The organism is Candidatus Foliamicus sp. (assembly GCF_965221325.1).
GTDB lineage: Bacteria > Pseudomonadota > Gammaproteobacteria > Steroidobacterales > Foliamicaceae > Foliamicus.
The window spans coordinates 2,307,531-2,327,500 of the sequence record NZ_OZ244880.1; the positions used below are offsets into that span (position 1 = coordinate 2,307,531).

General features: G+C 60.8%; 16 protein-coding genes (1 of these 16 only partly in view). 7 read left to right on the forward strand and 9 right to left on the reverse strand.

What is annotated here, in order from left to right; translation table 11 throughout:
• Position 1: 1 nt before the first annotated feature.
• Complete coding sequence (locus tag ACWCOO_RS09910) at positions 2 to 1,432, reverse strand: cryptochrome/photolyase family protein (protein ID WP_446830813.1); 1,431 nt, start codon at positions 1,430 to 1,432, stop codon at positions 2 to 4.
• A 186-nt stretch (positions 1,433 to 1,618) separates the two neighbouring features.
• Positions 1,619 to 3,778: a TonB-dependent receptor gene (locus ACWCOO_RS09915; protein WP_446830814.1), complete on the reverse strand. Its 2,160-nt coding sequence runs from the start codon at positions 3,776 to 3,778 to the stop codon at positions 1,619 to 1,621.
• Between the two features lie 227 nt (positions 3,779 to 4,005).
• Between ACWCOO_RS09915 and ACWCOO_RS09920 the strand changes: the two genes are divergently transcribed.
• Together ACWCOO_RS09920 and ACWCOO_RS09925 are read left to right on the forward strand one after the other, a co-directional pair.
• The gene (locus tag ACWCOO_RS09920; protein ID WP_446830815.1) at positions 4,006 to 4,560 is read left to right on the forward strand and encodes a YcnI family protein; all 555 of its coding nucleotides are present in this window, start codon (positions 4,006 to 4,008) and stop codon (positions 4,558 to 4,560) included.
• Between the two features lie 108 nt (positions 4,561 to 4,668).
• Positions 4,669 to 6,117 (forward strand): PepSY domain-containing protein, encoded by a 1,449-nt coding sequence (locus ACWCOO_RS09925; protein ID WP_446830816.1) that lies wholly within the window; start codon positions 4,669 to 4,671, stop codon positions 6,115 to 6,117.
• A 283-nt stretch (positions 6,118 to 6,400) separates the two neighbouring features.
• Here the strand turns inward: ACWCOO_RS09925 and ACWCOO_RS09930 are convergent, their stop codons facing one another.
• Together ACWCOO_RS09930 and ACWCOO_RS09935 are read right to left on the reverse strand one after the other, a co-directional pair.
• Positions 6,401 to 7,171, reverse strand: coding sequence for an SDR family NAD(P)-dependent oxidoreductase (locus tag ACWCOO_RS09930; protein ID WP_446830817.1), 771 nt, complete (start codon positions 7,169 to 7,171; stop codon positions 6,401 to 6,403).
• A gap of 48 nt (positions 7,172 to 7,219) precedes the next feature.
• A complete protein-coding gene (locus ACWCOO_RS09935; RefSeq protein ID WP_446830818.1) occupies positions 7,220 to 7,738 on the reverse strand; it encodes a DNA-deoxyinosine glycosylase in 519 nt (172 codons plus the stop codon).
• Positions 7,739 to 7,932: 194 nt separating this feature from the next.
• Between ACWCOO_RS09935 and ACWCOO_RS09940 the strand changes: the two genes are divergently transcribed.
• A complete protein-coding gene (locus ACWCOO_RS09940; protein WP_446830819.1) occupies positions 7,933 to 8,181 on the forward strand; it encodes a type II toxin-antitoxin system VapB family antitoxin in 249 nt (82 codons plus the stop codon).
• Entirely contained in the window at positions 8,168 to 8,605 is a 438-nt protein-coding gene (locus ACWCOO_RS09945) for a TA system VapC family ribonuclease toxin (protein WP_446830820.1), read from the forward strand. The genes ACWCOO_RS09940 and ACWCOO_RS09945 overlap by 14 nt, the downstream gene beginning before the upstream one ends.
• A gap of 52 nt (positions 8,606 to 8,657) precedes the next feature.
• Here the strand turns inward: ACWCOO_RS09945 and ACWCOO_RS09950 are convergent, their stop codons facing one another.
• The 3 genes from ACWCOO_RS09950 to ACWCOO_RS09960 are packed head-to-tail and all read right to left on the reverse strand — an operon-like array spanning position 8,658 to position 12,357.
• The gene (locus ACWCOO_RS09950) at positions 8,658 to 9,776 is read right to left on the reverse strand and encodes a mandelate racemase/muconate lactonizing enzyme family protein (protein WP_446830821.1); all 1,119 of its coding nucleotides are present in this window, start codon (positions 9,774 to 9,776) and stop codon (positions 8,658 to 8,660) included.
• 17 nt (positions 9,777 to 9,793) lie between these two features.
• Entirely contained in the window at positions 9,794 to 11,455 is a 1,662-nt protein-coding gene (locus ACWCOO_RS09955) for a GH3 auxin-responsive promoter family protein (RefSeq protein WP_446830822.1), read from the reverse strand.
• Positions 11,452 to 12,357 (reverse strand): sterol desaturase family protein, encoded by a 906-nt coding sequence (locus ACWCOO_RS09960; RefSeq protein ID WP_446830823.1) that lies wholly within the window; start codon positions 12,355 to 12,357, stop codon positions 11,452 to 11,454. The genes ACWCOO_RS09955 and ACWCOO_RS09960 overlap by 4 nt, the downstream gene beginning before the upstream one ends.
• Positions 12,358 to 12,553: 196 nt before the next feature.
• Here ACWCOO_RS09960 and ACWCOO_RS09965 point away from each other — a divergent pair, with 196 nt between their 5' ends.
• The 3 genes from ACWCOO_RS09965 (at position 12,554) to ACWCOO_RS09975 (ending at position 15,583) form a co-directional block, all read left to right on the forward strand.
• The gene (locus ACWCOO_RS09965; protein ID WP_446830824.1) at positions 12,554 to 12,793 is read left to right on the forward strand and encodes a CopG family transcriptional regulator; all 240 of its coding nucleotides are present in this window, start codon (positions 12,554 to 12,556) and stop codon (positions 12,791 to 12,793) included.
• Between the two features lie 71 nt (positions 12,794 to 12,864).
• Positions 12,865 to 14,160, forward strand: coding sequence for a hypothetical protein (locus ACWCOO_RS09970; protein ID WP_446830825.1), 1,296 nt, complete (start codon positions 12,865 to 12,867; stop codon positions 14,158 to 14,160).
• Positions 14,161 to 14,450: 290 nt separating this feature from the next.
• Positions 14,451 to 15,583, forward strand: a protein-coding gene (locus tag ACWCOO_RS09975; protein ID WP_446830826.1) for an IS3 family transposase whose coding sequence is annotated in 2 segments (ribosomal slippage) — positions 14,451 to 14,718 and positions 14,718 to 15,583 — 1,134 coding nt in all. Because the reading frame shifts where the segments join, the coding sequence is not laid out codon by codon here.
• A 417-nt stretch (positions 15,584 to 16,000) separates the two neighbouring features.
• Here ACWCOO_RS09975 and ACWCOO_RS09980 read toward each other — a convergent pair.
• Positions 16,001 to 16,297 carry a DUF1330 domain-containing protein gene (locus tag ACWCOO_RS09980; RefSeq protein ID WP_446830827.1) on the reverse strand — a complete coding sequence of 99 codons (297 nt, stop codon included), beginning with the start codon at positions 16,295 to 16,297 and terminating at the stop codon, positions 16,001 to 16,003.
• 160 nt (positions 16,298 to 16,457) lie between these two features.
• A protein-coding gene (locus tag ACWCOO_RS09985) for a UvrD-helicase domain-containing protein (protein WP_446830828.1) crosses the window boundary here: on the reverse strand, positions 16,458 to 19,970 show its 3' portion. 1,767 nt of this gene lie beyond the right edge of the window; 3,513 of the gene's 5,280 nt are visible here — the last part of the coding sequence; the start codon falls outside the window, past its right edge — the gene reads right to left on this strand; the stop codon is at positions 16,458 to 16,460.

Consider the following 19,970-nt stretch of genomic DNA (forward strand, 5'->3'; position numbering starts at 1 on the left):
TTTAGCGGCGCACGTGCTTACGGTACAAGAACAGTGCGCGCTGGCGAGCTTCTGCGTGATCCACGATCGGCAGCGGATAATCCTGGCCCAGCGCCACGCCTGCGCGCTGCAACTCGGTTGGCGGCGCAGTCCAGGGCGCATGAATCCAGCGCGCCGGCAGGGCTTGCAATTCCGGCAGCCAGGCCCGCAAGTAATCGCCCTGTGCATCAAATCGCTGCGATTGGACAACGGGGTTGAAGATCCGAAAATAGGGCGCGGCGTCGGCGCCGCTGCCCGCCACCCATTGCCAGCCCGCGCTGTTGTTGGCCCAGTCCGCATCCACAAGCGTATCCCAGAACCATTCTGCGCCGCGCCGCCAATCGATCAACAGGTGCTTTACGAGAAACGAAGCGGCAACCATGCGTACGCGGTTGTGCATCCAGCCGGTATGCCACAGTTGCCGCATACCCGCGTCCACCAGCGGATAGCCGGTTTGGCCGCGCTGCCAGCGCAGCAGCCCTGAGGCGTCGTCGCGCCAAGGCATTCGGTCGAACTCACCACGCAGATTTTTCGCGCCCATGTCGGGGTTGTGAAACAGCAGATGATGGCTGAATTCGCGCCAACCGAGTTCCCGCCGGAACGCCTCGCTGCCGGTATTCGGCGGCAGCGCCTCCAATGCCGCGCATACTTGCCGCGGCCCGATTTCGCCCCAATGCAGGTGCGGCGAGAGCATGCTGCTGCCAGGCTTGCCGGGAAAGTCGCGGGCGGTCGGGTATTGCTCAAGCCGCTGGGCCAGGAACTCCTCGAGCCGCTGCATGGCGCCCTGCTCGCCGGGTTGCCAGGTTGCGCGCAGGCCGCCCGCCCAATCGGGCTTGCCTGGAAGAAGACTCCAGGCATCCAAGGCTTCGCTGCGCGGCCAAGTCTCCGGCGCAGCTAGAGTCTTCGGCTCCGACACCGGTTTTGCCAACTCGCGCTGCAGACAGGTGCGCCAAAACTGAGTGAACACGCGATACGGCGTGCCGCGCCCGGTTTGCACCGTCCAAGGCTCGAACAAGAGGCCGGAGTTGAACGAGCGCACCGTTATGCCTGAATCGGTCAGCCGGCGGCCCATTTTTTCGTCACGCGCGCGCTCCGCAGGATCGTAAAGCCGGTTCCATACCAGCGATTGCGCGCCTGTCTCACGCAGCAAATCACGCAAATTCTCTGAGGCCGAACCGCGGCGCAGGATCAGGCGACTACCTTTCTCCTTCAGAGAGGCGGCCAATGCATCCAGGCTGTAGTGGAGCCACCAGTGTACCGCGGCCCCCTCCGGCCTTGGAGCGGCGTTTCCCTCCAGCACAAAAACGGGCACCACCGGCGCGCCGGAGCGAGCCGCCCAGAGCAAAGCCGGATTGTCCGCAACGCGCAGGTCGCGACGCAGCCAGAGGAGAACCGGCGCCTGTCCAGTTTGCATATCGCTCCGGCCCGCGCCGTGCCCGGCTGCTTCCGGCAACCGTGTGGGCTATTTCGACTTGGACGAAACCCGCCCGCGACACTGGCCGGAAGGTCCCGCAGGAGGTCTGCAGCTAACAAGCATTGGCAGCCCGGCGATGGGCAGCGACGCCGGTCAAGTATTTGGGGTCGCTGGCCACGACCCTACTCAAGAGCCAAACCGGTACTCCAGACTCAGGCCCAATTGCCGACCGCGCGGCAAATGCGCCAGCATTGCCCTGCGCACAAAAAAGGTATCCAGATCGATAAATCGGATCACCGAGTTGGCCGACCTGTTTTCAAACAAGTTACGCCCCCAGACCCAGGCGCGCCAGCGCTCCGCTTCCCATCCCAGACGCAAATTGAACTTGGTGGTATCGCCGGTTTCCGCGAAGTTGTGTACTTGCGCATAGCGGGTGGACTCATAGGTAATGTCGCCGCTTAGGAACCAGGACATTCCCCCGCCTAGCGCGGCGCGGTATGTGGTGGTGATCGCTCCCGTGTGCTTGGGCGTGTTCGGAGTCTGCTTGCCCACTATGGACGCGGATCCTGGAAATTCGTTCTGATCACAAGCTTGCGGATCGGGACCGAGGAGTTCGCCGTGGGCGAAGTCGCAGCCTACGACTATCTCGGCATCGGCCAGTCCATAGTTGAGCAACATGCCCAGGTTGTCGGTCAATTGCGCGTTGATGCCGACTTCGACGCCGGTAATTTCCGTCTCACCCACGTTGGTCGTAAGCGTGGTGCTGCGGCCGTTGGAAAGCACCGTGGCATTCTGCAGATGCTGTTTGTCCCACTGTATGAAGAACAGTGCGCCAGTGAAGTTGACGCGACCGCCCAAGAACGTGTACTTGGCGCCCACTTCATAGTTCCAGGCCTCTGATTCCTCATAGCTCAGGAACGGCGCCAGACGCGCCTTGTCCGCGTCTGGCGCGGTAAGGACCGAGGAGTTGAAGCCGCCGGGCTTGGTCCCCTTGGAGATCGATCCGTACAGCGTACCGTTGTCCGACTGCCGATAGGTCAAGCTCACGCGGGGCGTAACGGCCGTAAAGTCTTCCTGGAGCGCGGCGCCGTTCGAGGCGACATCGGTTACATCGTCCTCCGACCAGCGCAATTCCGCCGTGCCCGTCCATTGGCTATTGAAATCCATTTCCACCGAACCGAAAACCGCCTGGTTGTCCACCCGGTCGAAGGTAATACTACGCACCGTGGGCTGACCGGTGTAACTCCAATCGTGCATGTTGAACAGGTAAGCACCGAGCATCCACCGCAAGGGTCTGTCAACCGGGGAGCTGATGCGCAGTTCCTGCGACCGGTAGGTAAGATCTTCGCCCAGATAACTGGTGGCGCAACCGGCTAGCGGCTGGCCACGCGAAGCGCAAAACGGGCTGTCGTCCGGCAGTTGCCAGAGGAAGAAACGATTTACAGCGCTGCCGTTATCCTGCTGCCAGTCCTCGTCCTGCTTGGACCAGGCGGAAATTGAAGTGATCTGGTAGCCGCCCAGATCGAAACTCAACTCCAGGTTGGCCCTTGCCGTGTTCTGGCGGATTCCCGGGTCCGGAATATGCAGATTGTCCACCTGAACGGCGTCGAAATCGGGCACCGGCACCTTGCCGCAGTAATAGCCGCGGCGGGTTTCCGTGAAGCAGTTCAATTCTCGACTGGTGATCGTAGCTTGCTGAGCAATCAAGCCGTCGTCGTCATCGCTTGCCATGACGCGCAGCTTGGCGGTGAAGTTGTCCGAAGGCGTGAAATACAGGGTGGCCATGGCGGCTTGCGATTGTTCCTCGCCGAGGTCGCCGCCGCCTGGACCCGCGTTGGTGTATTCCCCGCCGTACTCGTAGTAACGAAGACCGACAGAAGCCAGCAGAAGACCTTCGACCAGCGCGCCGCCCAGACTTATGTTGGCCTCATACTGCCCGTGCTCCGCGGTCGTACCCTTGAATTCCAGCTCAAGCTCGTCGGTCGGGGCCCGAGTGACGTAATTGATTGCACCGGCAAGCGTTTGCCGGCCAAACAAGGCCGCTTGCGGGCCCTTGATCACTTCCACCCGCTCAAGATTGCTGAGCGGCAAGTTGGAAATGGACCCGGCCACGAACACGTTGTCGATGAACAAACCGACGGTTTGTCCGCCCAGGATCGGTGCCTGGCCTCGCATACCGGGCCGGTCGAAGGTGCGGCCGTACGATTGCCGGAAAGTGAGGTTGGGCGCGTACTCGGCCAAGTCAAAAATACCAAGCGATCCTGTTTCACTAATGAACTCGCTGTCGATCGCGGTTATGGAGATCGGCACCTCCATGAGGTTTTCTTCGCGCTTGCGCGCGGTCACGACAATTTCCTCAAGAAGAGCGGTTTCGTCCTGTGCGTGAAGCGGGGCGTGGATTCCCAACAATGCTGCGCCGAACGTTAGAGCGACAATGCGGACCAAGCAAGTCTTCATGGAAACCTCCTATTCTTTCCTTCCGCAGCGTTGTATCTTACGCAAATCGATGCGCTCTCGGGGGCTCGGTCTCGGCCGAGAAAGAGCGCACATGGAAATCAATTGGAAAGAACAGCATGAATAAATCGCTTGCGAAGCTTATGGCTTTCGCCGTGCTGGCGGCATTCAGCGGTACTGCCCTGGGGCACGCCTACGTGCACATGACTCACATGCCCGCAGGCTGGATACACGATGTGGAGGTGCGGGTTCCGCACGGTTGCGGAGCGGATCCTACGACCGAAGTCCGGGTGAAGATCCCCGAGGGGGTAATGCGCGTTACCGTGTCGCATGATCCCGATTGGAAGGTGGAGACGATAATGCGTGAGTTGGACCCGCCGATTGAAATGGGGGGTGGTTTCCAGATCACGGAAACGGTCGACGAGATCGTCTGGAGCGGGTCGGAACTGCCGCCGAGAAAGTTCGGGCGCTTCCTGTTTCGCGCGATGCTGCCCGAGGAGCCCGGACGCATACTCTGGTTCAAGACGGTGCAGCGTTGCGGCGACAAGGAGCTGCGCTGGGACAAGGAGAAAACCGATGAGAGCCAGAGCATGGGTGTGTTTCTGCGCGCCGTGCCAGACTCCTCGCCGTTCGTGGTGCTGACTGAGCCGGTGCGGGCGCAATACGATTTCTGATCGGCGGCGCGTCGTAGCGCTGAATCGAAAGGCAATGCCCAGGGCAGCCGGATGAGCGGGAAGCGGGGTCCCAAGCGCCGTACCCGGTTAAATCAGGTATTGCTCAGCATGCACAAGTGGGCTGGGCTCACCGCCGGTGCATGGCTCCTGGTATTGGGCGTGAGCGGAATTCTGCTCGACCACGACGAATGGCGCTGGCAGCGGCAGATGACAGTGCCCGAAAGCTGGCTGTCCGCGCGCGTTGCCCGGCTGCTTCCGGCCACGGTCATGCGCTACGTGGCCGTGGATGAAGCACGCCCCCAAAGCTGGCTGGGAGGTTCCGAAAGAGGCTTGTGGCTCACAGACGATGGCGGAGAGAGTTGGTCAAGCGTCGAGTTTCCCGGGGACGAAACGCCTCAGGTGCTGCGCTTTGCGCGTCCGTCAGACGGCAGCCTCGGAGGGATCATCCTGGCCACCGACGACGGGCTCTGGCGCACTACTCGCGAAGGACGGGGAGTCGAACGCTTCGCGCTGGCGGGGATGCGCATCGACAGCCTCACCACAGGGAGTAACGCCGACGAGCTTGTGGGCGTGGTGGACCATGACCGAATTTTTCACATAAGCCGCAGCGATCCCTCCCGGATTAGCTGGCTGGAACCGGAGCGTGTGGCCATAAGCGGGCTGCCTGATTCCGTCGGAGTTTACGACTTCGTCTTTGACCTGCACTTCGGTTACGGGCTGTTTGGGCGCACCGCTTCCACACTGATCAACGACTTCGGCGGCCTGGCGTTTGCCGCACTGGCTGCGAGCGGGTTTCTGTACTGGTGGCTGCCCTGGCGCTGGCGGCGGCAGCGCGGACCGGCACCCCAGACTCGCCGAATCACGCATCGGTTGCTATACCGAACCCACGCCACGGTCTTTGGACTGCTGGCCCTGGTCCCGATTCTGTACTTGAGTCTTACAGGCATTGTGCTGAACCACGTGGTGGGATTCGGGAACTGGGCGCAGGGCAGGTACCTGGAACGCGCTGCGCTGCCGCCCGTTTACCAGTACCACTCGCTTGATGAGGAGATCGAGCAACTGGTAGCTTATCCCGGACAACCGGACAAGTTGAGCGTTACGACCAGACTGGGGCTACTGCACACAAGCGACGGCGGCAAGACTTGGCAGGCAGACGCCGCGACCGGCCCCAGCGGCGGAAACCTGTTCCGCGTGCAAGACCGTGTGCTGTTCAGCAATAACCGAGGCGCCCAAATGCAGCGAATCGACGGCGAAGCGAATTGGACCAAGTTGCGCGGGCCAACCACCATGATCAGCGACGGGATTTTCGCCGATGGCGCTCTGCACCTGAAGAACAGCAAGGGTTTCTACCGTGAAACCGCCCCCGGCGAATTCGAACTGACCGATATGCAGTCTCCGGCGCTCGCCGGCGCCACGTTCTATCTCTTTATGGTGGACGTGCATACCGGCAACGTGTTTCACCCACAGTTCAAGTGGGCCAACGACCTTGCTGGCGTGCTGGCGGTGCTGCTGGTGTTGAGTGGCCCGGTCCTCTGGTGGCGCTGGAAGACTCGCTGATCCGATAAGGGCCCGAGTGCATCAGGCCGCGCTTTATCCCGGCATGTGGGTGAATCCGGGAGAGTCAATGCACGGCGCAAAAGGACCGGTTTGAGAGCCTCCGGGCCTGAGAGCTAATCGCTTTGAGAGCCTCCAGCTCTGAGAGCTATACACTTTGAGAGCCTCCGCCTCTGAGAGCTATACGCTTTGAGAGCCTCCAGCTCTGAGAGCTATACGCTTTGAGAGCTTCCAGCTCTGAGAGCTATACACTTTGAGAGCCTCCAGCTCTGAGAGCTAATCGCTCTCAGTCCCAAGCTTTCTCCGGATTGCGGAAACGCTCGATCTGAGCCTGCTCGAATCCCGCCGGGTCGGCGAGGATCGCATCGCGCATCTCGCCCGCCCTGGCGCCAGCGAAGATATGCCTTTCACCGGCCTCGAAGGCATCAAAGACTTCCCGCGCATGCTCCTCCGGCGAAACCAGCGTGGCCGTATTGGCGGCTGCCATGCGGGTGCGTACGCCGCCCGTGTACACGCCGGCGATATCGACTCCCGAGCCATCAAGGTCCACTCTAAGGCCCATGGTCATGATCGCCTGCGCCGCCTTCGCCGCGCAGTAGCTCGCGTGCGAAGGCAAGCAGAAAATAGCACCGATCGACAGGATGTTGATGACGCCGCCCTCGCCACGCTCGACCATGTTGGGCAGGTAGAGGCGGCACATTTCTATCGGCGAAAAGCAATCCGTTTCCATGACCTGACGAGCATCGTCAAGGCTGCTGGCGCGCAGAAATCGCCGCTCGTTTTCGTCTTCGCTGCCCGGAATCCCGGCATTGTTGATCAAGAGGCTGGTGTCGCCCGTTTGCGCAGCAACGGCGCGCCGTTGCTCGTGATCGTCGATGTCCAGAACAAAGCCTTGGATCCGCGCCGGGTCGAGATCAACGACTTCCGCCAGGCTGGAAGGATCACGCGCCGCGGCATACACCATGGCGGCGCCGCGCTCCAGTAGCACTTTAACAAAACCCAGGCCGATGCCCCGGTTCGAGCCGGTCACCAGCGCCACGCAGCCTTCGATCTTCACAATGCTTGCCTCCAGGGAATTCCAGTCAATTCGGTGCCAGCCTATCAGCTACTGATGCGCGAGCGCAGCGTCGAGGAATTGCCGCCAGTGCCGAACCTTGGCGTCCAGCAACATGGCCGCGTAGGCCGGGCTTGATGAAGGCAGGCGACAAAGGCTTACTTCGCCGGGCAATGCATGCAGCCAAGCGCCGAAGTGCCTGCAAAATGATCGATGCGCCTTGCCGCCATTGCACCCCACTGCGCGCAGACTGGGCAGCTTGGCGAAAAGCGCCGGCAGGTCGTTCGTGCGCTCATTGCGTATCGCGGCGTCGAGGCTGCCGCGGCGCTCGGCCGCCTCCAGCACATCCCAAAGCGCTATGCGTTTCCGCAGCAGGAACGCACATTTCCGTTCGTAGTCGAGGCGCGGCAAGTCGCTTCCGAAAACGGCCGCCAACAATGCCCAGAACTGGTTCTGCGGATGCCCGTAATACTGGCGCTTTCGCAGCGATTCATCGCCTGGCAAGGATCCGAGGATAAGCACTCTTGCGCGCGGATCGAAGACCGGCGGAAATCCCTGCTTGACTGGCATCGTGGAAACACTACCACGCCGGTCCGCCGGCGCGCTCGCCTCACATCGGACGGCGTGAGGGGATTGGCGACCAAGAGCTGCCGCGGTGACCAAGCGGTTGAGATCACATCCGCCAGATATGCTTGTGCGAAGGGACCACGGCCAACGCGGATTTGCAATTGACATGAATATGTGTGATATGTATGTTTTTATGCATGCGTACAACGATTCACATTGACAACCACCTGTTTGCGGAGTTAAAGCGTATCGCCGCGGACACGGGTAGAACGCTGACTGCCGTCATTCAGGACGCACTGCGCGAATCCCTGTCGAGACGCCGCAAGGCCGATCGGCCAGCCGCCGATCTGCCTCTGTTTCATGGGACCGGAGTCATGCCCGGCGTAGATCTGAGCGACACGGCCTCCCTGCTCGATTTGATCGAAAGGGACAATGGTCCTGCCTGACGTAAACATCCTCGTCGCGGCCTATCGCGACGACGCTCCGGAACACCGTTCCTGCCGGCCGTGGCTTGAAACCGTGCTAGCAGGGGACGAAGCGTTCGCCATGTCCGATCTGGTGTTGAGTGGTTTCCTCCGCATCGTTACCCATCCGCGCATTTTTGCCCGTCCGAGTCCGCCGGGCGAGGCCATGGAGTTCGCCAACGTGATCAGGCGCCAGCCTCACTGCGTTCCGGTCAGCCCCGGCGCCAGGCATTGGGAGATCTTTGCGCGTCTTTACCGGGACGCCGAGGTGTGGGGCAGCCTGATACCGGACGCGTACGTTGCTGCCTTGTCGATCGAGCATGGCTGCGAATGGATAACTCTCGATCGGGATTTCGCGCGCTTCGATGGTTTGCGCTGGAGCCGCCCCCCGCGCAATGAATCGTGAGCAGCTACCGCCTGCGCGTCAAGCGATACCGGCAGCGGCATTACCCCGACGCTTAGACAGGAGTAAGCAGGTTTTCCTTGATTCGCAACCCAAGGCCAGGCCGGGTTCGATCCCATCCCGCGCTTGACGCCAGCCTGCCCTGTCTGCCGAACATCAAACAGGGATCGGTCAGGTCCTGCTCCAGCAACAAGGTGCCGAAGGCGCCTTCCGCGCCGACAAGGGATTGCCGATGCTCATTCATCACCGCCAGCGAGGCGCGCGTCAGGATGCTGGTCTCGCCCACTTGCGCGCCCACGATGAGGCCGATGCCGCGCCGCGTTGCCTCTTGCGCCAATTCCAGTGACCGAATGATTCCACCCATCTTGGACACGCGTAGATTAACGATCCAGCATTCCGGATCGTCCAGCGCCTTCAGTTGCCTGGCCTGAACCAGACTTTCGTCAAGAATGATCCTTACCGAGCATTCTCGGGCCACATGTCGAAATCCGGTGAAATCTCTGCTTTGCAATGGCTCTTCGATGGCGAAGACATGCGCGTCCAGGGATTTCAGATAGTCGATGGCGTCGGCCGCATCGCGCCAAAGATTGTTGGCGTCCAGCCGAATGCGCAGATTGGCATCGCCGTGGCAAGTCAGCAGCGCCAATTTGCGCCGATCCTTGTCCGCGTCTCCCGACACCTTTACCTTGAAATCGCGAAAGCCCATTTCCCAGTATTGCTCCGCCTGCCGTTGGTAAACAGGAAGTGACGCATCGCCAAGGACAGCCGAGTAGCCGAACGTCCCGCACAAGCGGGGAATACCGAGCAAATCTTCAATCGGCTGTTGCTCAATCTTGCCCAACAAGTCCAGGACCGCGATCTCCAGCGCGCAGAACGCGGCGGGGTTCGCATCGATTTCATCGCCATGCGCCCGGATCCATGCACCCAGTCCTTCAATGTCCTCAACTTGCCGCATCAATGACCGCTTGTGTTTTTCAATGAACGCGGCAGCCGACTCTACGGTTTCGCCGGTCACGTACAAGCGGGGGCAACCTTCGCCGTAGCTGGTTTGTCCTTCCGACCCACGGGTCGCGACAATAACGTTGGCGGCTTCCGAGCGGCTTGCCGACGCGTGCCGGAAGACAAGCCTGAACGGCACGGGGAAGCGCCGGACATCAACGCTCTCTATACGCATGACCGGCCGCCTGGCCCTCAGCTCGATTCCGCGCGCGCGCTGAAGTCAAACGGACATTCGTGCGCGTACTGCAGGTGCAGGTACTTGAATTGCGAGTCGCGCTGCCCCGCGGCCACCCGGTCGGCGCGGAATTCCCTGCCCGTTCCCGAGCGCAGTCGTTTGATTTTGAGCGGAGACAGCCGTCCGCTGCCGCGCTTGCCGTCGTATTCGATATTTGCCTCGCGCAATCCGCGGTCCACTGCATTGGCCAGGGAGGACGCCTGATATGGTTCACGGCTTAAGGCCTCCACGTAGAGCGTGTACACCGCCGCCTCCTGATCGGCCAGCATGACGAAGAACGTCGGCGAGACGCCAAGACTAACGGTCGCAGCCATCACGGCATCCAGCACCTGCTTCTCGTAGAGTTTCTCGCCCGTAATGCTGGTCACCCCTTTGCCTTTTTGCACGAACTCAAGGCAGGGCGTTGCGTTAATCATGCGCGTGACCCGCACAATGTCGTTCATGTCATAGCGGTAGAGGCCGTCCTGGGTGGTGACGAAAACGTAGTATTCGCCACCCTCTTCCAACTCGTCGAGGAGACGAAAATCCTTGCCGCCCGCCTCCCGTGTTTCCCGCTCGACGAACTCGAAGAAGTTGTCCAGCAAAGTCGGGACGCAGACATTTTCGGCTGCATTGATATTGACGGTACCCTGGAATTCGCTGGCGATGTAACCCAGTTCGATGATCGAGGTCCCGGCCGGGATGGCACTGGCCAGCCGGCGAAGGGGCACACTGCAACTACCGCCAGTCCAGGTCATGATCCCCTTGAGGTTGGGCCAGATTGCCGCATAGTCCAGCACACCGTTCGCCGCAAGCAGGCCTTCCAGTTCGCACGCTCTGCTGCGATCGGGGCGCAGCATGCTTCGCCCGGGCAGGCAGGCCTCAGGGGGCAGTCGACCCTCGCGGACTGCCCCTATCAAGGCCTCCGGCTCGCTTTGAATCAGTTCGAGGATCCGCACCAGCGTGGAGGGGTTGGCTGTACCTACACCGGTCACGTTGCGTTCGGCAAGCGCAAAGGCAGCGGTAGCGAAGTAGCGCAGATCGTAATCCGGAATATCCACGATTTCCGGCGGCAGTACGTATTTCCTGCGCACCAGTTTCGACATTCGCTTGTATAAGAGGCCCGACGCCGAGCCGTAGGGCAGCCCCGACGGCATGCGCCCCTCAACGGCCTGTCCCGTGATCCCCAGCACCATTCCTTCGAAAGCCCGCGTCCTCCGAGCCACCGAGTAGGCAAAAAGCTGCTGATTTGCCCTGACCCGCCTGAGACCGGCACTGGTCACGGGAATGTCCTTGGCCGATCCAAGGGTCCCGCTGGTTCGATGGTAATAGACCGGCCTGTCCGCGGTCAGGCGCGATTCTCCCGTGCGGTCCTGCGCCTCTACGTAATTGCGAATATCCTCGTAGGTCTTTGTCGGGACCGCTCGCCGATACACTTCCGGATCCCGGATTAGCCTGAATTTGTGATGAACTCCGAAATGCGTGTTGGCGTTGGTGACCAGGATCCGGCGCAGCAGCGCGTTCTGTGCGTTCCGCGGGTTACCGGTGGCATTGAGCAGCGTCTGATACCGGCCGTGGAACCGGAGCGACAGGGCGGCGCGCAGCGCTGCGTATTGAAGCGGTGTGCGGCTCTCTGTCACTGGTCGCCGGCGGCGCCTTCAGGGGCCGGCCTGAACGGCATTCGCATCTGCGCCCAGAACCCCATCGGATAGGCGCGGTTCATCAGGCCCAACAGTCCGACCTCGCGGTCTGCGGGGAGGAATCGAGTGCCGAACAACAGGTCCCACACGATCAGGTTGTTTCCGAAATTGTTGTTGGACTCTTCCGGCAGCTCGGAGTGATGCCAGCGATGAAGCTCAGGCCCGGCGACCAGGTAATTCAAGGGACCCAGCCGTACCAGGCAGTTGGAATGCTGATAGAAGCCGTTAACCGCGTAGAACACGAAATATGCCGCCAGGACGTCTCCGGACACGCCGACCAGCGCGAACGGCAGTGCGTCCAGGCAGTACTGGATGGCCTTCTCCAGCGGATGAAACCGGCCGACGTTGACCCAGTACAAGCGTTGCGGCGAGTGATGCACCGCGTGTAGCCGCCACATCGGAGAGAACTTGTGGAAGGCGCGATGCAGCCAGTAGCGCCCGAAATCAGCCACCAGCATCATCAGCGCCGCCTGCGCCCAAACCGGCCATTGATGCGGCCAGAAATCGGCTACTACAAGACTCTCGGCGCGCAGCCAGTCCGCAAGCGCCACCACCAGCGTAACGCTCAGCAGCAGAGGCAAGCCGATCTGCACCACGCCCAGAAACACTGCGTCCACGCCCACCTCCGAGGCGCCTGGCTTCCAGTCACCCCGATACGGAAGCTTGAGCTCATGCCACGTAATCAGGACCGCGCCGAGGCAGACGGCCGCGTATGCGCTCAGCGCCGCGGTCAGACCCAGCAGGAAGAGACCCGCAAACGAAGCGCAAGCCATCGCCATGACGACCGGATAGGCCGAGGCGGCCACAAGCCGGCCTTGCGTACTCAGGTTGATTTCAGTCATAAGAAACTAATGTATCGATCCATGCGCAGCAGCGTGTTTGTATGGGTGAATCGCAAGCACTACTTCCAGCCCGAGTTGAACCCTCGGGTGATGGCTGGGAAGTATCCATCAATCCAGGGGCTCGCCAGAATGGGTTGCATTGGTGTTATGGTGCTTCCACACTGGAACCCCATTGGTGGGAATGAGGCGGGATTTTGTGGCTCGTTTGACAATCGATCTTGCCGACAGGACACATCGTGCGCCGCAGGAAGCGGCGGTGCGCCAGAATCGTGCGTTAGCTTCAATCACCGAGGAAAGCACCAGGCTGAGAGGAATACAACTGATGGATAACGCCAAGCAATGGGGCGCCAGAACGCGTGAGAAATCTGACCTGAGCGCACCACAGGCTGAGGCCATTGCGGTCAAGAAGGCAAGCCGTTATCGCGAAGAGCGATAACGGTGACGGACAAGAGTGGCAATGGAGTGCTAAGGCGGGCGCGATGACAATGAGTTCTCCAGGATGCGAAGATGACCGCTGAAGTTTGCATCATGAATAAGCTAGGCGTGGCGCTGGCCGCGGACAGTGCATTAACGTTGGGATCGCAACCCGGCGAAGTCAAAGTCTACAGTTCTGCGGACAAGATATTCCAGCTCTCCGCAAATGCGCCGGTCGGAATGATGATCTATGGCGGGGCTGAATTTCTGGGAGTTCCTTGGGAAACCATTATTAAGGAATTTCGACGTGGCCTAGCCAGAAATTCTCAGACAACGCTTGACTGCTATGCCGAGAAGTTTTTGCGTTTTCTCATAGATGAAAGGTTGTTCCCCAAGGCGGATCAGGACGCGAGCATGATGAACCTTGTCTGCGCCTTTCTTCAAGAATTGCTTAATAGTATTGAATCGCGACTAGACACAAAGGTTGGTGCGGGGGAACAGCCTACGTCTGAGGACATTCCTCTGTTTTTTGAGAATGTCCTTGAAGAAGTGAAGCAAGAAATACTGAAGGGGCAGAGACTAGAGGGATTTAGTTCTTCGGTGGTCAAGAGTATTCGAAGCAAGTATCAGGACCAAATTGACAAACTGGGGCATCAAGTATTTCAGAACCTGCCGCTAAGCGAAAATAACCATAAACAAATCAACGCGATTGCGATTGAAGTGGTTTCCAGGAGGAGTATTTCCCCACTTAGGTCTGGCGTAGTAATTGCAGGATTCGGAGATACCGAATTCATGCCCAGAGCGCGCTCGTTTGAAGTAGACGCTGTCGTGTCAGGACGGCTTAGGTTTGTCCGCGAGGCTGATGATGACATATCGCAGGAAAATAGCGCACTAATTCGTCCATTTGCGCAGCAGGAAATGGTCCATACCTTTATGCGAGGCATAGACCCAGAGTACTTTCGATTTGTCCAGAGCACTGCCGGAGATGCTATACGGGGAATTGTTGATCAGATCCGAGGGTTTATCAGCACCGAAGATGCCGAACAGACGAAAAAAATTCAATCACATTTGGACAAGGAAAGTGATAGGCTAGTGCAAGGTTTGTTTAGCGCTTGGGAGAAAAGGCAGGCGGAACATTGGCGCCCCGTCTTGCAGATTGTCAATGCTCTTCCTAAAGACGAATTGGCTGCAATGGCCGAAGCACTCGTGAATTTGACCAAGTTCCGACGCCGGGTGACCACTGATCGTGAAACCGTGGGCGGTCCGGTAGATGTAGCAATCATTACTCGTGGTGATGGATTTGTATGGGTGAATCGCAAGCACTACTTCCAGCCCGAGTTGAACCCTCGGGTGATGGCGCGTTACCAACAGGGGACAGACAATGAGTGAGGCAAAAGCACACCAGCATCATAGTGGCGCATCGATTCTGCGAATCTACATTCCAGACTATAAGAGGGAGCCACTAACGGTTGAGGAGGAAGCCGAGTTGGTTGCGCAGAAACTAGTGAGTGAATTCGGAAATGCGCTACGAACCGCGATAGAGGGAATGAGAGCGGACAAAGACAAGGGTTCCGAAAGGCGCCCGGATTGAGCGGGCTACGCCCTGCATCAGAAGTGGTCCCCAAATTTTGGACAGGGTTGTAAGGTGGAATATGCGCTGATGAGAGGGTCATACGAGGATGGCGAAGCGACGCAATTTTTCACCGGATTTCAAGGCTCGGGTCGCGCTGGCGGCGATCCGCGGTGACGGTACGCTGGCCGAGCTGGCGGCCCGCTACCAAGTGCATCCGAACGTGATTTGCAACTGGAAGCGCACGGCGCTGGAAGGGCTGAAGAGCACGTTCCAGCGTGGTGTACGCGCTGCCGGCCGAGGTCACGAGGAGGAGATCACGCGGCTTCAGGCAAAGATCGGGGAGTTGGTGGTGGAGCGGGATTTTTTAGCCAAGGCCTTCGATCGCTGAGCGTGGATCGGAGGCGTGGATTGATGGATCCAAAAGACACGGTGCTGAGCCTGGTGCGCCAGTGCGCTTTGGTGGGCATTTCCCGCTCAAGCTATTACTACCGTCCGTTAGGCGAGCGTGCGGAGAACCTGCGCTTGATGCGGCGGATGGACGCGTTGTATTTGAGTTGTCCGTGGTATGGCTCCCGGCAGATGACCCGTGCACTGCGCCGCATGGGCGACGGCGTGGGGCGCAAGCGGGTGCGCCGGCTGATGCGGGTCATGGGGCTTCGCTCGCTGGCGCCGCGGCCGAACACCTCGCGCCGTGCTCCAGAGCATCGGATATATCCGTATCTGTTGCGCGATCTGGCGGTGCGCCGGCCCAACCAGGTGTGGTGTGCCGATCTGACGTATGTGCCGATGGCGCATGGGTTTTTGTATCTGGTGGCCATCATGGACTGGTATTCGCGCAAGGTGCTGTCCTGGGGGCTTTCCACGACGCAGGACACGGCGTTTTGCGTGGATGCGCTGGCCGAGGCCCTTGCCCGTAACGGCCCGCCCGAGGTGTTCAACACCGATCAGGGCAGCCAGTTCACTTCCAGCGCGTGGACGGGCCAGTTGCGTGCCTACGGCATCCGCATCTCCATGGACGGCAAGGGCCAGTGGAGCGACAACGTGTTTATCGAACGGCTGTGGCGCTCGCTGAAGTATGAGTGCGTATATCTGCAGGCGTTTGCTGATTTCGGCGAGGCCCGTGAGGGAATCGGCGCGTGGTTGCGGTATTACAACCGCGAACGCCCGCACTCGGCGTTCGGCGGCCTGACACCGGCGGAAGCGCACGCCGGCGTCGAACACCTGGGCCTGGCGGCGTAGGAAGTCGATGGCAAGTCCGGCGCTGTGGATTTTGTGGACGAGTCCTTCGGAGCGGCTCGCGCCCTGCGGGCCGTGGGGACAGCCCGTGGATAACGCTACCGCGTTACCCACCGCCTGCCCCCACTCGCGCGCCTCTCGCCCACAAAGTCCACAGCGTCAACAACAGGCTCTTTTTGACGAAAGAGAAAACGTATACTGCTCAACTTGGCAGCATTCGATGAACGGCAGATTCCACCTTAATTTGGCTGCCTGCCTGTCCAAGGATTGGGGACCACCTCTATCACCAATTGCGGTAGCTCTTGGCAAGGAATGCCGGGCAGAGTGAGCGTTAGCGTATTCGTGACCATCACGAATAGCCTTGGATAACGACGCAGGTAAGCGACCCGCTCCGCCACCGAGAGGCGCGGACGCGGGCGCTCAGGTGCCCTCGAACAGGCCCACGTCGTAGAGGCCGGTGTCGGCGCGCAGCGGCTTGAGCACCTCCTGGTACTCCTGGCTGTTCCAGAATGCCTTGGCGGCTTCCAGTGAAGGCCAGCGGGATACGACGCAGGGGCGGCTGCTCCACATGTCGCCCTCCAGTACCGTTTCTGCCGGACCACGCACGATGTACTCGCCGCCGCAGCGGGTGGTCAGCTCGCCGGCGCGCTTCGAATACTCGATAAAACCCTCGGTGCGCTTGTCCACGCGCGCCGCAACAATGATGTAAGCCGTCATTCTCGTGCTCCTATTGGCAATAGTCAGTCGCGCAAGTCTAACCAAAACACGACTGAAAGCGCGCCGAATTGCAGCCTCGCCGTCCACGCACTGGATTGACGGCCTTACCTTGGGATTCTTGCCTTGTACGATATGAAACCGGTAAACCGAGAGCAATGAGTCAACGTAAAAAAAGTTCCGGCACCACAACTTCCCACTCGTCGCACTTGATTCTTTCCTGATACTCCGGTTCGCTGATGTCGCGGCTCCAGTTGACAATGGCATGAACGCGTGCGGAGCTTGCTTCCTTGCTTGGCGGAACATAATTCCGGGCCAGCCGGCCAACCAGAACGCCGTCCTCGGTGAGCAGTTCCCATGGGGTGGATGTAGTGCACACCTTGAGCGGAGCACCGGGCTGGAGGCGGCGGATGGCTGCGTGAATCCGGTCCCCGGGGCGAAAGCGGCCTGCAAAACCCAGATTGACGGCATCGAGTCCCAGCGATTCGCGGCTCTTATTCAGACCGGACGGCGGCGGGTCCGGCACGAGCGCATCGCGGAACAGCACGGACGTATGCCCGTCCAGTTCGTGGACGGGAAATGCACGAGGCCGATAGCCGGGTGATTCATCCCGCACCGGCCCTCGGTTCGGCCCGAGAGCGTAGGAGGCCCGCAGGCTCCGCGCGCCAGGCGGTACGGCCTCACCAGAAAGGCTGACCAAGGCGAGTGTCTTCCGCGCGCGGGTCATGGCCACGTAGCACAAGCGCCGCCAGGCATCACGGTCTTCATCGCGGCCGGTGCGCGTCCAGTCCCCATCCAGAATAATGACGTGGTCGAATTCGAGGCCTTTTGCCCGATGCGCCGTCAGCAGAAGCAGACCCGTGTGACGACGGCGCATTTCCCGTCCCCACTCCGCCAGCCACTCCACAAAGCTGTCTTGGGAGCTTTCGGCATCACCGGCTTCAAGCTCGTAGTCGGCAACCGCCTCGCGCAGCGTGTCCATCCACCTGCCGCCGGGTTGCGCGTCCAGCCATTCACGGATTGCCGCAGCATTGACCAACCGCTCGCCCCGCGCCTCCAGCCATCCGAGCAGCCGCCGGGTTTCGCGCAAGCGCCAGAAATACGAAACGTCCTCATCTGCCCTCTGCGCCGGTATGCCTTCCTGCTCACAGAGGTTGCGCAACGGGTTCAGCGTGCTCCAATGCCGCGCCATGACCGCGCAGCGCCGCCAGTCCCATTCGCCGGCGGCGGCCAGCGCTTGCAGGCGGCGAAATTCGCCCAGAGCCGTGACCGCCTGGGCGCTGTCGTCGGCGCCCGCAGCCAGCACCTGAACCCTGCCGCGCGATACCGGGTCGCGCTTCTCCCATTCGCCGCCCGCCGCTCCGTTTGCGCGCATGCGGTCGATTTCGATAGGATGTTGCTGCTTGATACGGTCTCGGGCCGGTGCGATGAACGCATTGGCGGCATTGATGATGTGCGCCGTGGAGCGGTAGTTCTCGGTGAGCCAGGCGGCGCGGGCGTCATAGTCTTTATTGAAGCGGCGGATGAATTCCACCGAAGCGCCATTAAAGGTGTAGATGTTCTGGTCGTCGTCGCCCACTGCAAACAGCGTTAGTTTGCTTTCGGTGTCCTCCAGGCTGCGGCCCGCCAGCGCGGAAATCAGGTCGTACTGTGCGAGGTCGATGTCCTGATACTCGTCCACGAGTATCCAGCGAAAACCCGCCAGGAGCCGATCGCGCTGAGTGTCCGCGTCTTCCGGCGGCAGCCCCTTGCCCCGCAGCAGATCGACCGCCTCGCACAGCACGGCGGCGAACCGATCCTGTCCCTGGCCTGTTTCCGAAACCGCCAGCGACGTAAAGCTGGCGCCCACAAGGCGCATGGCAAGCGCATGGCAGGTTAGCACGGTAATGCCCCGCGCATCGTCGCCCACCATCTGCATTAGACGACGGCGTATCTCAACCGCCGCATGCCGATTGTAGGCCAGCGCCAGTATGCTGCGCGGCCGTTCGCGCCGCACCCGCAGCAAATAGGCAATGCGATGCACCAGAACCCGTGTCTTGCCGGAGCCGGGCCCGGCCAGCACCAGGACGTTGGTCTGGTCCTGGTTTTCGGTAACAATCCGGCGCTGCGCGGAACTCAGCTCTTCCACGACAGCACGCCAGGTTTCCGGCGTGGTCTCGCGGGCGAGCTCCGCGTCTCGGTCCGGCAGCCAGCGGGCCATGAACGCCGCTCGCTCCATGCTGAAATAGTCCATTGCCAAGCGCAGGGCGGCGCTCACGGTCTCAAGGCCCCGGGTGGCGAATTCGGCCATCACATGAATCTGCAACACTTGTTCGCGGTAGTGGATCTTCAGCGGCTCGTAGTCCGCATCCACAAACCCGCGGTGCCGGCGCCCAGGCGCGGGCTTCTCGGACAGGCGCACCGTAATCGCCGGGCGAAAGACCGCCAGTCCCTTGTTCAGCCGAATCACTTCCTGTTCGTGCAGCCATAGCAGCGAGCGCTCTAGCAGGCGTTCGAGATTCGGGCTTTGGCTCTTGAGTTCCAGGTCCTGTTCCAATGCCGCGCGCAGGGCGCCAAGCGTGGTCTCGGCCAGGAGATCCGTCCCGCGCGCGCGCTCAGGCAAGGCATCAAGCAGTTGCGTAAGCAGCAGCGAAGCGGCGCTGCGGCGGCGTGCCGCGAGTTCTTCCAGTACCGGCCAGGATCGGCGCAGCGTAATCGACACATCATCGGCGCCGCGCTGGCGCATATCGATGCTGCCACCGGAACCGCCATCCACCCGGTCTTCGCCGCGTCCGTCCTGCGAAATGCTACGCACGATACGCAGCAGGCGCTCCGGCAAGGCATGCTCATAGCCATCCGATTTCAGGCTCTGCGCGGCGAGCCGCAGATGCAGCCAGGACCGCTCCCCGCGATCGAGTTGCGGCGCCCTTTCCCGCATCAGGCCTATCAGGGCGCCCTCTATATCGCAAGCATCCTGGAACCGCTGCCGGGATGAACGCGTAACTCCCACGTGCGCGAACGCAGTGATTTGCATATCGTCGCGGGACAGCCCCAGTTGCTCAAGATCGCGGAGTGCGTCGCGCACACCCTCTGGTGTCATGCCGGTCACGCCCATCAGTTCGTCGGTGGAGATGCCCTGGTCCGGATCCGCCTCAAGCAAATGGGCAACGATTTTCAAGAACTGTTTGCGGCGCGAATCCTTGAGGTTGGCAATGCTGGAGAGCTTCCTTTTGGCGTCGTCGATCGATTGCACCAGCAATGACGAGGAAAAAACCTGCGCGTAGTTCTCCTCGCGGGACAGGAGGCGCGCTTCCTCCAGCCACGCCACCGCCGTCTTCACGCGAGTGTCGTCGGTTGCGTCGTCGCGCTCAAAGGCGCTGTCCTCATCCTCACGCAGGATTTCCCCGGGCGTAGCCACCACTTCGCCCTTGAGGCGGCCCTTGCGGTCGAGGTTGCGCAGCGCCTTCAGAATTCCATGTATTTCCCTGCGGTTAAGACGCGAATAGGCAGACATGCGGAATTGCCGCTCCACATCCTCCCGGGTGTATAGCAGAACACAGCGCGCCTGTTTGCGGTCGCGGCCGGCGCGTCCCGCTTCCTGCAGGTAGTTCTCCAGCGAGCCGGGAATGTCCGCGTGAATGACCAAACGCACATCGGGTTTGTCGATTCCCATGCCGAAGGCGTTGGTGGCGGCAAT